Here is an 11,868-nt window from a genome sequence, read left to right as displayed (position 1 = left end):
TCGTCTCCTTTTCGAAGGTGGGTTCACAGCCGGGCGAGGAACGGATAGACGGCGAAGCCGAGCAGGACGAACACCAGCAGCGAGCCGGGAATGTCCAACTTGCTGGTGACCCCCTCGGCCCGGGCCAGGTTGTCGGTACGGATCTGGTCGCGCAGCGAGTCGGCGCGGGACCGCAACGTCTCGTGCACCTGGGCGCCCTCGCTGCCGGAGGAGCGCATGATGGCGCCCACGTCGCCCAGCTCCGGGATGCCGATCCGCTCGGCCAGCTCCTGCAACTCGTCCCAGGGCGAGTGCATCTGAAGCTGGGCGAGCCGCAGCGCCTCCCGGATCCGGTCGAAGACCCAGCCGTCGCAGACCGCCGCCGCGCGCTCCAGCGACTGCACCGGGCCGTGCGCGGCGGACAACTGCAACGCCACCAGGTCGAGGTAGGTGCAGACCGCCTGCCGGAACTCGTCCCGGGCGGCGTCGGCCTTGGCGAGGACCGCGCGGTGCGCGAGCAGTCCGGCACCGAGCGCCAGGCCCAGGCTGGCCACCACCGGTACGGCCACCGGCAGCGCCACCCCGCCGACGAAGAGCACCGCCGAGGCGACCGCCGGCGTGGCGAAGCCGATGAGCGCGGACAGCAGCACCGACAGCGCGTACTGCTCGGGGGTGCGGTCGAGCAGGGCGAGTTGCCGGTGCGGCGGGCGCAGCCAGCGGGCGAACCCGCCGAGCCAGTCCGGCCCGGCACCGGCGGCCGGGGCCTGACCGGGCGGCTGGTGCAGCCGGCGCAGCGCCGGGCCGAGCGCCGGGGTGGCCGGCAGCGCCTCGCGTACGACCAGGAACAGCCCGAGCCCGACCGCGCACCCGCCGAGCACCGCGATCGCCATCTGCCAGTTGAGGATCACCGCAGCCGCCTTTCGTTCGCGACTGCGGGGCTCGCAAGCTCACTCCTCGCGCTCACGCGATCGCCTCCTCCGGGTCGGGCGCCGGCAGGAACCGCGCGGGCCGGGGCGGCTGGCTCATCGAGCGCACCCAGACCAGCAGGCCGACGAACGCCGCACCGAGCACCGCCATCACGAGCTGACCGGTCACCGTCCCGTAGGGACGGATGTAGTCGCTGTTCACCAGCCCGTACGCGAGCGTCGCCAGCGTCATGCCGGTGAGGAAGCGGACCGCGAACCGGGGCTGGGTGCGCTTCGCCTCGACCTCGCGGCGGGTCGCCACCTCGGCCGACGCGGCGGTGGCGATCGACCCGAGCACGTCGCCGAGGCGCTCGCCCCGGTCGGTGAGGTGCAGGATCAGCGCGGCCACCACCTGGTCGGCGACCGGGTCGGCGATCTCGTCGGCGAAGGCGAGCAGGGCGGAGCGGGCCAGCCAGCCGGCCTGGAGGCGGGCCGCGAGCGTGCGTACCTCCTCCTGGATCTCCTCCGGCGCGGTGGCGATTGTGCCGATGATCGCCTGCTGGAGCCCCTGGCCGGTGGCCGAGATGTCCTTGAGCCGGCGGGTCCACTCGCCTACGGCTTCGACCCGGGCGATGGCCCGCTGCTCGGCCCGGCCGACGGCGAACAGCCACGGCACGCCCGGTACCGCGAGCGCCACCAGCAGGCCGACCACCGGCAGCCCGGTGAGCAGGAACGCCGCCGCCCCGGCGACCACAGCGGCGCCGAGCAGGAGCTGGTAGCGGCGCTGGTCGGCGCGGCTCGCGCCGGAACCGGTCCAGAGCCGGCTCAGGCCCGGCCCGGAGCCGGGAGCCGGACCCGGCGGGCGGCGGGTGCCGACCAGCGCGACCACTGTGAGCACCAGCCCGGCCACGCAGGCCGCGCCGGAGACCAGGGCGATCAGTTCGATCTGCGTCACGCCGGGCCTCCGCTCGGCCGCGCCCCGAGGCGGGTGTGCCGGGGCCGCCGCCACGCGCCCATGCCCGCCTCGACGAACCGGGTGAGCAGGCGGGCGTCGTAGCCGACGCGCAGCAGCTGGTCGCGGATGCGTTCGGGCAGGTGGCGGGGGACCGCCCGGCCGTCCGGGCCGGGGCCGAAGACGGTCGTCGTGGTGATCCGGTTGCCCTCGCCGACGCCGATGACCTCCTCGACGTGCGAGACGAACCGGTGCTTGCGCCCGCCGATCGCTGTCTCGTCCTCGACCGTGACGTAGACGATCAGGTCGAGCGCATTACCCGCCATCCGGCGGGCCTGGTCGACAGTCATCTCCCGGCCGTGGGACAGCGCCAGCTCGATGATGCGTTCGCTCACCCCCGAGGGGGTACGCGCGTGGATGGTGCACATCGACCCGCGGCTGGTGGTCATCGCCTGGAGCATCGGCACGATCTCCCGGGACCGCACCTCGCCGACGATGATCCGCAGCACGCCCATGCGCAGCGACACCGGGATCAGGTCGGCGATGCTGACCTCACCCGCCGGCCGCCCGTCCGCGCCGCGCTCGCCGTGCCCCTCCCGGGACTCGAAGCTCATCACCGCCCGGTGCTTGTGCCCGCGCCGGGCCGGCAGCAGTTCCCGGCTCTCCTCCAGCAGCACGTACGGCTCGTCGGCCGGGATCTCGTCCATCAGCGCGCGGATGACAGTGGTCTTCCCGGCCCCGGCGAGCCCGGCGACCATGATGTTCAGTCCGGCCCGCATGGACGCGCGGAGGAAGTCGCGCAGCAGCGGGTCGATCATCTCGTCCAGGTCGGGCCGGCCGCCCGCGATGTCCTCCAGGCTCACTTCGAGCGTGTTGTGCTTGCGGATCACCGCGTACGGGCGGTGGCTGACCAGGAACACGGCGGCGAGCCGGCTGCCGTCAGGCAGTTGCAGGTCGAGCGTGGGCTTCGAGGTGGACAGCGACCGCTCGGTGGCCCCGGCGCGGCGGGCCGCGGCCTGGAGGATCTCGACCAGTTCGTCGTCGGTCTCGGCGATCGGCTCGGCCCAGTCGACGCCGCCGCCGTGCCGGGTGATGCGTACCTGGTCGCAGCCGAGGATGTGCACCTCCTCGATGCTGTCGTCGACGAGCAGCGTCTGGAGCCGGCCCAGCCCGACGAGTTCGGCGGTTACCTGGTCGAGCAGCAGCCGCTCCTCGTCGGCGGCCATCGGCGTGCCGGCCCGGCGTACCGAGTCGGCATACGCGGACACCACGGCTACCGCCAGCCGGGCGCGCTCGACCTCCTCGGCGTCGGCGTCGAACTCGCGTCCGCGCTGCCAGTGGGTGAGCCGCTCGCTCAGTTCCCGGCGCAGCTCGCGGACCACTGCGAAGTCGACCCGGGGGCGTGGCGGTGGCGCCGCCGGCGCGGCGGGCATCGGACCGGGTACGTGGTGCCGCCCGTTCGGCGGGGCCAGCGGCGGCACAGTGGAGACGACGCCCGGCTGCTGGACGCGCGGGTCGTGGGAGACCGGCTCAAACCGCACCGGACACCCCCGGCACGCTCGGCGCGGTCACCGCGCGCGGTGTGGCCGCCCCGGGCCAGGCCAGCCGGGCGCGCCGCCGGTCCAGCAGCGCCCGTACCGGCACCTCCAGGGCGCCGGCCGCGCGCATCAGCGGCCGGTTGGCCCGTACGGTGCCGCCGTGGGCGAGCACCTCGGCGGTACGCGGGTCGTGCGGCAGGCGGGCGATCACCGGCAGCCGTAGCGCCTTGCTGATCTCGCTGGTGCCGTGCCCGTCCCCGACGACGAGGAGCCGCAGCGTGCCGGGCGGTACGCGGTGCTCGGTGAGGTCCCGCTCGATCGCGCGGGCGGTGGCCCGGGTGGCGGAGAGGTCGGGCAGGTGCGCACGGGTGACGAGCAGTACCACAGCGGCGGCCCGCAGCAGCGGCCACGGTGGACCGCCCACTGCCAGCCGGCCACAGTCGACGAGCACGTCGTACGGCGGTTCGCCCCGCTCCAGTCCGGTGAAGTAGTCGGCGAAGCGCTGCCAGAGCGGGATCACGCTGCCGGCCTGGGCCGGGTCCACGACGCCTGGTAGCAGCAGCCGCTCGCGGCGGGGCGCGTCCAGGTCGACCAGCTGGGACCAGAACGCGTGTTCCAGGCTGCCGTCGCGCAGCTCACCCACCGCCAGCTCACCGATGCCGCGCGGCCCGTCCAGCGCCCCGCCGAGGTAACCGGCGAGGATCGAGCCGCCCGCCGGGTCGCACTCGGCCAGCACGAGCCGCCGGTGCCAGCTCAGCGCGGCGGCGAGCGCGGCGGTGGTGACGCCCGGCGACCCCTTCGCCGAGACCAGGGCGATGATCGCCATCAGGCTGCCTCGGTGAGCACGAGCGCGATCCGGTCGTCGGCGGCGAGCGCCACGACAGCGGGCACGTCCCGTACGGCAAGCGCCAGGTAGACCACCACGTCGCCGTTCTGCGGCGTGGCGGTGTCGATCACGGTGCCCTCGAACCGGGTGCCGCCGCCACGGGACGCCTCGGAGCCGCCGCCGGTGGCGTTCGACGGCGTGCTGACCAGCAGCACCTTGTCACCGGGGTGCAGCTTGCGGGCCGGCACCTGCTCGGGTTTCAGCCCCAGCGCGATCTGCTGCTGGCCGGCGCCGAGCAGTGGGGCCTCGGTGAGCTGCGCCTCGGTGAGCAACGTGCCCGGGGTGAGCCGGACGGCCGCCCGCAACCCCAGCACCTCGTCCATCCGGTCGGCGGGCACCGGCCGGAGTTCCCGGCCGCCGGAGACGCGTACCGGCACCAGGTCGTCGGCGCTGAGTTGCTGTCCCACGTCGACCGCCCGGGCCACGGCCAGGTACGTGCCGGTGGAGCGGACCGAGGTGACCGCGAACGCGGCGCCCAGACCGCCGAGGGCGATCAGCAGGACCGCCAGGCCGAGCAGGCCGGGGCGGACGCGTCGTTGCCGGACCACCTTCGGCGGCGCGACGGGTGCCTCCACCGGGGTTCCGTTGCGGGCTGCCACGACACTCATCGGGTCACCACCTGAAGCTCGTTGATCTGTACCAGGACGACGCCGCTGGACCGGCTCTGGGCGATCACGCCGCTCTCCCCGCTGCCGGACCACTCGACGGTCCAGAACGTCGTGGCGCTGACCTCGTAGGTGCCGGCCTCCGGATAGCCCTGGTCGAGGCCGCAGTCCGGCGAGGTGGAGCCGGCCCTCGGCCCGTCGGCCCGGTAGGGCGTGCCCGGCCCGTCGCAGGTGACGTCGATGTCGTCGGACATGTGCCAGACGATCCGGTCCACCTTCGCGGTGATCTCCACGGTCAGTCCCCGGTCGGAGGCGGACGCGGACAGCGGCCCGAAGTACGCCTCGCCCGGGCTGGCCCACATCCAGACGGGTAGCCCGACCAGGCCGGGGCCCTGGCTGCGCCGGGGTGCCACGGCGGCCCGGGGCGGGAGCAGCGAGATCGAGGCCAGCGCGCGGCGGGCCAGTTCCTCCGGGTCCGGCGGCGCGCCGTAGCCGGGCGGCGGGGCGTCGAGAAGCGCCCGGCGCAGGCTGCCGAGGTCGCCGCCGTTGCAGGTGAGCTGGTACCACTGCTGGCCGGGAGGGGCCTCGCCCTGCGGCTCCTCGAGCTTGTAGTAGCACCCGTCGGCGTTGTTGAACCAGCCGAGAACCTCGTGGTAGCAGGGGATGGCCCGGCCGTTCCACTGGCACTTCGGGGTGCTTCCGCCGTTGCCGCCCCCGCCGCCGTTGTCTCCGCCGCCACCCGGCCCACCCGGTCCGCCGGGGATGCCGGGGTCGTCGTCCCAGACGTCGCAGTCGGTCTGTTCCGGCGGGCACGAGCCGCCCGGGTCGGCGGCGCGGGCGGGTGCGCCGGTGAGCGTCAGCAGCGCGGCCAGGCCGGCGGCGAGCAGCAGCCGGCGGAGCGTCCCGGCCCGGGCCGGCCGGGCCGGGACACCCCTTCCTCCCCAGGTCAGCACGGCTGGTCCTGGTGCGCGGCGCCGCCGTTGACGCGCCACCGGCCGTCCGGGTACCGGACCGCCGTGGCGGTGGCCAGGTAGCGCCCGCCGCGCGTGCCGGGCACGGCCTTGCGGTCCTTGGCGTAGACGAGCCGGTAGCCGCTCGCGTCCAGGCAGTCCTGGATCTCGACGGTGGGCGGGCGCGCGGTCAGGTCGACCGACACGACCTCGGGGTCGGAGAGCAGTTTCCCGGTACGCATCGCGCCGTGCTCCTTCGCGTCGAGAATCGCCATTCGCACCCGGGTCAGCAGCGGATCAGCCAGAAAACGGGTCAGAGCGGGATGGGACGGATCGCTGCGCGCACTGGCCGCCCGGGACGCGTCGAGATAGCCGGAATAGGCGGCCAGAGCCGCTTTTCCGGCCGCGTTCTCCTCGGCGCTGGAATGGGCGGCGGGTGCGGCGGCGCGGCCGGTCAGCGGACGGGTCGCCGCCTCCGGCTCGGTGCCGCAGCCGGTCGAGCCGACCACCAGCACGAGGCTGAGCAGGAAGATTTCCCATCGGCGGGATTGCCATGTGCGCAACGCCGATCCCTCCTCGGTGCCGGCCCGGGGCGATCACGCCGACCCGCTCCGGGCATGCGGAAGCGCGCCCGGAACTGTCACTCCGGGCCCCCGTCGCCGCCACTTGTATTGACCTGTACTGATCGCTGCGGATTCTGTGCCCTTGCTCCTCCGACGCCAATTGATCGGGGGTTGCGTCGTACCCAAGGGGCGAGCATAGGCTCACGTCCGCCGATGCAACAGAGGCAATTCACGTGAACACGGTGAGTGAAGACGGGAGGTGGTGGCCGGTGTGTGTCACCACGGTGACGAGCGGGCTTCGGCGGGGTTCCGGGCCGGCTGGCGTGTGCTCACCCGTACGCGCCGCGGCGGTGACGACGGGCCGCCGGTATGGGTGGGGAGCATGCCGCTCGTCCGATCCGTCCCGCCGGTCCGCCGGGGTTCACGCCGTGGCTCGTCCCGGCCGGTCGCGCGTCGCGCCGCACGCCGCCGCGGGCTTCCCCCGTCACATTCGCACGATCGATAAATCACTCTGCGTGCTCCACGATGGAACGCACGGCGACCGGACGGGGGATCCGATATGACGGCTGAACGGGTGCGGCGTACCGGACCGGTGGCCGATGCCGGCCGTCCGAGCGCCCGGCTGGCCGCCGCCCTGACTGTCGTACCCCTGCTCCGGCTGGCGGTGGCGCGCTACGCCGTACCGCCGGGGTGTCCGGACCGGACGGCGTGCGACGGCTGCGGCACGCCGATCGGGCTGGACCGGCCGCTGCCGGCGCTCGGCCCCGCGGCCCGGTGCCCGGCCTGCCGAGCCCGGGTCGGCGCGGCGCCCGCGGTGGTGGAGGTGGCGTTGCTGCTCGCGGTGGCCGTGCCGGTGTTCGCCGGCGGCGCGCCCGCCGCGCGGCTGGCGCTGGCGTGGTGGCTGGTCTGGGCGGTGCCGATGACGATCGTGGACGCGATGGCGCACCGCCTGCCCGACCGGCTCACCTGGCCGGCCGCCGCCGGCGTGTGGACGATGCTCGGGGTGGCCGCGCTGACCGGCCCGGGCGTCGACCCGCTGGTACGCGCCGTCCTGGCCGCCCTGGCGCTCGGCGGCGGCTTCGCCGCGACCACGCTGCTGTTCGGGCGGCGCGGCTTCGGTCTCGGCGACGCCAAGCTGGCGCTCGGCGCGGGCGCGCTGCTCGGCTGGTACGGCTGGCCGGTGCTGGTGGCCGGGCTGGTGCTCGCGCTCCTCCTCGCCGGGTCGGCCGGGGTGGCGCTGCTCGCCGCCCGGCGGGTCCGCTGGTCCGGGCACCTGCCGTTCGGGCCGTTCCTGGTGCTCGGCACCGCCGCCACGCTGGTGCTCGTCACCGTGTGATCGCCCACCCGCAGGTGCGGGCGGGTTCGTCACGGGTATCGGAGTCCCAGCCGCCTCCCAGCCGGGTCTGGTTCGGTGGCGGTCCAGGCTTCGGACTCGGGAGGGCACGTGCCGCACGGCGACGACGGTTGGCGGATCCGGCGCACGAGCGCGGACCTGGACCGGCTGGGCGAGACCGAGTCCGTCTTCGCGCTCGCCAACGGCTGGGTGGGCTGGCGCGGGACGCTCGACGAGGGCGAGCCCTGCGGCATGCCCGGCAGCTACCTCAACGGGTTCCACGAGCAGCACGAGCTGACCTACCCGGAGAGCGGGTACGGGTTCCCGGAACGCAGCGACACCGTGATCAGCGCGCCGAACGCCGCCCTGATCCGGCTCTGGGTGGACGACGAGCCGCTGGACCTGGGCACCGGCACGATCCGGCGGCACCACCAGGAGCTGGACCTGCGCGCCGGGGTGGTCCGCCGGGAGACCGAGTGGGTCTCGCCGGGCGGCCGGGGTGTGCGGATCCGCAGCACCCGCCTGGTCTCGCTGACCCGCCGTCCGGTCGCCGCCGTGGACTGGGCCGTCGAACCGCTGGACGAGCCGGTCCGGCTGCGGGTCGGCGCCGACCTGCTCGCCAACCAGCGGGTGCCGGAACGCGCCGACGACCCCCGGGCCGCCTCGGTGATCCACGACCCGCTCACCGGCGAGATCCGCCGCGACGACGGCCTCGACGGGGTGCTCGTGCACCGGACCGGGCGCAGCGGCCAGCGGGTCGCCGTCGCCGTCGCGCACCGGGTGGAGGCGCCCGACGGGATCGCCACCGGCACCGAGCTGACCGCCGACCGGTTCCGGCTGGCGCTGTCCGGTCCGGTGCGCCCCGGCGAGCGGATCCGGGTCACCCGGTTCGCCGCGTACGAATGCGCCGACGTCGACGGCACCCCGGCCGGCGAGCTGGCCGACCTGGTCGTCGCGGAGGCGGACACGGCCCGGGCCGACGGGTTCGACGCCCTGCTCGCCGAGCAGCGCGCCGCGCTCGACGCGGCGTGGGCCACCGCCGACGTCGAGCTGGACGGCGACCCGGAGCTGCAGCTCGCGGTGCGGTTCTCGGTGTTCCACCTGCTCCAGTCCGGCCGCGCCGACGGCGACCGGACCATCCCGGCGAAGGGGCTGACCGGCAACGGCTACGACGGGCACGTGCTCTGGGACACCGAGGGCTACGTGTTGCCGGTGCTCACGTACCTGGCGCCGGAGCTGGCCCGCTCGGCGCTGCGCTGGCGGCACGCCCACCTGCCCGACGCCCGCGACCGGGCGGCCGAGCTGCGCCTGACCGGCGCCACCTACCCGTGGCGGACGCTGAGCGGCCGGGAGTGCTCCGGCTACTGGCCGGCCGGCAGCGCGGGCCTGCACGTCAACGCCGACATCGCCGACGCGGTGCTGCGGTACGTGGCGGCCACCGGCGACACCGCGTTCCTCGCCGAGTGCGGCGCCGAGGTGCTGATCGAGACCGCCCGGCTGTGGCACGGCTACGGCCACTTCGACGACGGCGGCGCGTTCCACCTGACCGGCGTCACCGGCCCGGACGAGTACTCCGCGCTCGTCGACGACAACGTGTTCACGAACCTGATGTCCCGGCGCAACCTGCGTGGGGCCGCCGACGCCGCCGAGCACTGTCCCGAGGTGGCCGCGCGGCTCGGCGTCGACGCGGCCGAGGTGGCCGGCTGGCGGGCCGCCGCCGACGTGATGTTCGTCCCGTACGACGGCAAGCGCGGTGTGCACGAGCAGTCGGCCGGTTTCACCGCGCAGCCGGAGTGGGACTTCGCCGGCACCGGCGAGGACGACTATCCGCTGCTGCTGCACTTCCCCTACCAGGAGCTGTACCGCAAGCAGGTGGTCAAGCAGGCCGACCTGGTGCTGGCCATGCTGCGCTGCCCGGGGGAGTTCACCGCCGAGGAGAAGACGCGCAACGTCGCCTACTACGAGGCGCGGACCGTCCGGGACTCGTCGCTGTCGGCGTCCGCGCAGGCGATCCTCGCCGCCGAGGTCGGGCACCTCGACCTGGCGTACGACCTGTTCGCCGAGACGGCGTTCCAGGACCTCGCCGACCTGGGCGACAAGACCGCCGACGGGCTGCACCTGGCGTCCCTGGCCGGCGCCTGGCTGGTGGTGGCGCAGGGCTTCGGCGGGCTGCGCGACGACCGGGGCGTGCTCGCGTTCGAGCCGCGCCTGCCCCGGCCGATCACCCGGCTCGTGTTCCACCTGCGCCGGCACGGGCACCGGCTACGGGTCACGCTCACCGGGCGGGAGGCCCGCTACGAGCTGCCGGACGCCGGGCCGGGCGACGCGGTGGAGCTGTGGCACCACGGCGAACAGCTCCGGGTCACCGGCGACGGGCCGGTCACCCGGCCGATGCCGCCGGTGCCCGATCCCGGCCCCGAGCCGCAGGCCCCGCCCGGCCGCCGTCCGGAACGGCGCGCTCAGGAAACGGCGGGCGGCGGCGACTGAACCGGCAGGCCGGACATCCGGGCGACGACCTCCTCCAGCGCCCCGAACGCGTACGCCCAGTTGTGGCACTTGAAGCTGCGCAGCCCGGTGATCGGGGTGCGGCAGTCGGCACAGTGGACACCGGGGATCGCGTCCGGCACCTCGGTGTTCACGTACTTGCGCTCGCCGAGGATCACCCGCGCGATCATCGTGTGGTCGTGCACGCCGTGCAGCGCGGACGCGGCGATGTCGTACCAGGTGACCCGCCGCCCGCACTTCGGGCAGTCCGGCTCGTCGCCGCTGACCCACAGCGGCGCGCCGATGCTGCGCGCCGGCATGTTCAGCAGCTTCTCCAGCCGCCGCACGTCCGCCTCCGGGGTGGTCCACCGGTGCCGCCCGGGCAGTGACGCGGGCGAGTCGTACACGGCGCGGAACACCGCCGGTTCGACCTCCACTGTCTCCCGTTCACCTGTCATCGGTACCTCCTCGCGCCGGCGTGTCCCACCGTCGTACCAGGTGGAGACCGGGATCGGCCGCATCGTCGACACGACGGGTCAGCGGTGTGTCGCGCAGAGTGCTAGACATCGAGGCGTGACGGAGGCTGAGAACCGACCCAATGTCGCCCGGATGTACGACTACTACCTCGGCGGCTGCCACAACTTCGCCGCCGACCGGGCCGCCGCCGAGGAGGTCCTGAAGATCTTCCCGGACACCGGCGTCGCCGCGCAGAGCAACCGCGCGTTCCTGCGCCGGGTCGTGCGCTGGGCGGCCGAGCAGGGCGTCCGCCAGTTCCTCGACATCGGCGCGGGCCTGCCCACCCAGGGCAACGTGCACGAGGTGGTCCGCGCGGTACGCCCCGACGCCCGGGTGGTCTACGTCGACCACGACGAGGTCGCCGTCGCGTACGCCCGGCGGTTGCTGCCCACCGACGGCCGCACCGTCGTGCTCCAGGGCGACCTGCGGCGTCCCGGCGAGCTGCTTGCCGACCCGACGCTGCGGGACACCATCGACCTGAGCGAGCCGGTGGCGGTGCTGCTGCTCGCGGTGCTGCACTTCGTGCCGGACGACGACGACCCGTACGCGGCGGTGGCGACGCTGCGCGACGCGACGGTCCCGGGCAGCGTGCTCGCGCTGTCCCACCTCACCCTGGACGGCCTGCCGACGCTGCCCACCGAGCAGGGCACCGCGATCTACCGCCGCAGCAGTTCCCCGCTGGTGCCCCGCACGCGCGACGAGGTGGCCCGCTTCCTCGACGGCTACGAGCTGGTCGAGCCGGGCCTGGTCAGGGTGGCGGACTGGCGGCCCGACGGGGAGCCGCAGGCCGCGGTGTCGCACGGCTACGGCGGGGTCGGCGTCCGCCGCTGAGCGCGGTCAGTCCAGGCCGCCGTGCGCGGCCCAGAGCGCCGCGGCCCGGTCGGCCGCCGCCGCCACGAGCGCGGCCAGCTCCGGCCGGTCCGGCACCCGGAACGACACGTACGCGCCGCGTCCGCCGGATGTGGGCCGGCCGTACGCCTTCGCGGCGAGACGCCCGTCCGGCAGCAGCCTGATGTTGAGCGTGGTCAGTGTGAACTCCTCGCCGCGCCGGGTGTCGGTCCAGCGCAACTCCTCCGGCACTGTGACGTTGATGGCGAGGGCGCTGACGTCGGGGGAGGCGGCGCTGCTCATCGCCCGATCGTCGCACGATCGCCTGC

At 74.7% G+C, this 11,868-nt stretch carries 12 protein-coding genes; 3 read left to right on the top strand and 9 right to left on the bottom strand.

Annotated features, from left to right (window positions below; all coding sequences use genetic code 11):
* Window positions 1-23: 23 nt before the first annotated feature.
* From SM452_RS14935 to SM452_RS14905, 7 genes are all read right to left on the bottom strand, one after another.
* The gene (locus SM452_RS14935; RefSeq protein ID WP_436798932.1) at window positions 24-869 is read right to left on the bottom strand and encodes a type II secretion system F family protein; all 846 of its coding nucleotides are present in this window, start codon (window positions 867-869) and stop codon (window positions 24-26) included.
* A 70-nt stretch (window positions 870-939) separates the two neighbouring features.
* A complete protein-coding gene (locus SM452_RS14930; protein WP_463840112.1) occupies window positions 940-1,893 on the bottom strand; it encodes a type II secretion system F family protein in 954 nt (317 codons plus the stop codon).
* Window positions 1,836-3,377, bottom strand: a complete 1,542-nt coding sequence (locus SM452_RS14925) for a CpaF family protein (RefSeq protein WP_262015955.1) — start codon at window positions 3,375-3,377, stop codon at window positions 1,836-1,838. The genes SM452_RS14930 and SM452_RS14925 overlap by 58 nt, the downstream gene beginning before the upstream one ends.
* Window positions 3,367-4,200 carry a P-loop NTPase family protein gene (locus SM452_RS14920; protein WP_262015954.1) on the bottom strand — a complete coding sequence of 278 codons (834 nt, stop codon included), beginning with the start codon at window positions 4,198-4,200 and terminating at the stop codon, window positions 3,367-3,369. Before SM452_RS14920 ends, SM452_RS14925 begins: the two co-directional genes overlap by 11 nt.
* Window positions 4,200-4,868 carry an SAF domain-containing protein gene (locus tag SM452_RS14915; RefSeq protein ID WP_262015953.1) on the bottom strand — a complete coding sequence of 223 codons (669 nt, stop codon included), beginning with the start codon at window positions 4,866-4,868 and terminating at the stop codon, window positions 4,200-4,202. Before SM452_RS14915 ends, SM452_RS14920 begins: the two co-directional genes overlap by 1 nt.
* Complete coding sequence (locus SM452_RS14910) at window positions 4,865-5,818, bottom strand: hypothetical protein (protein ID WP_463840111.1); 954 nt, start codon at window positions 5,816-5,818, stop codon at window positions 4,865-4,867. Before SM452_RS14910 ends, SM452_RS14915 begins: the two co-directional genes overlap by 4 nt.
* Window positions 5,812-6,378 carry a hypothetical protein gene (locus SM452_RS14905; RefSeq protein WP_402810508.1) on the bottom strand — a complete coding sequence of 189 codons (567 nt, stop codon included), beginning with the start codon at window positions 6,376-6,378 and terminating at the stop codon, window positions 5,812-5,814. Before SM452_RS14905 ends, SM452_RS14910 begins: the two co-directional genes overlap by 7 nt.
* Before the next feature lie 559 nt (window positions 6,379-6,937).
* Between SM452_RS14905 and SM452_RS14900 the strand changes: the two genes are divergently transcribed.
* Together SM452_RS14900 and SM452_RS14895 are read left to right on the top strand one after the other, a co-directional pair.
* Window positions 6,938-7,714 carry a prepilin peptidase gene (locus tag SM452_RS14900; protein WP_463840110.1) on the top strand — a complete coding sequence of 259 codons (777 nt, stop codon included), beginning with the start codon at window positions 6,938-6,940 and terminating at the stop codon, window positions 7,712-7,714.
* A gap of 108 nt (window positions 7,715-7,822) precedes the next feature.
* Entirely contained in the window at window positions 7,823-10,198 is a 2,376-nt protein-coding gene (locus SM452_RS14895; RefSeq protein WP_463840109.1) for a glycoside hydrolase family 65 protein, read from the top strand.
* Here SM452_RS14895 and SM452_RS14890 read toward each other — a convergent pair.
* Window positions 10,171-10,653 (bottom strand): hypothetical protein, encoded by a 483-nt coding sequence (locus SM452_RS14890; RefSeq protein ID WP_463840108.1) that lies wholly within the window; start codon window positions 10,651-10,653, stop codon window positions 10,171-10,173. The genes SM452_RS14895 and SM452_RS14890 overlap by 28 nt on opposite strands.
* Before the next feature lie 115 nt (window positions 10,654-10,768).
* On the opposite strand from SM452_RS14890, the gene SM452_RS14885 reads away from it, so the two are divergent.
* Window positions 10,769-11,542 carry an SAM-dependent methyltransferase gene (locus SM452_RS14885; protein WP_315985953.1) on the top strand — a complete coding sequence of 258 codons (774 nt, stop codon included), beginning with the start codon at window positions 10,769-10,771 and terminating at the stop codon, window positions 11,540-11,542.
* 6 nt (window positions 11,543-11,548) lie between these two features.
* On the opposite strand, the gene SM452_RS14880 is transcribed toward SM452_RS14885, so the two are convergent.
* Window positions 11,549-11,842 carry a hypothetical protein gene (locus SM452_RS14880; protein WP_355513506.1) on the bottom strand — a complete coding sequence of 98 codons (294 nt, stop codon included), beginning with the start codon at window positions 11,840-11,842 and terminating at the stop codon, window positions 11,549-11,551.
* Between the last annotated feature and the right edge of the window lie 26 nt (window positions 11,843-11,868).

Source organism: Micromonospora sp. SYSU B005, assembly GCF_055362685.1.
This window is presented reverse-complemented; position numbering and strand designations above follow the sequence as displayed.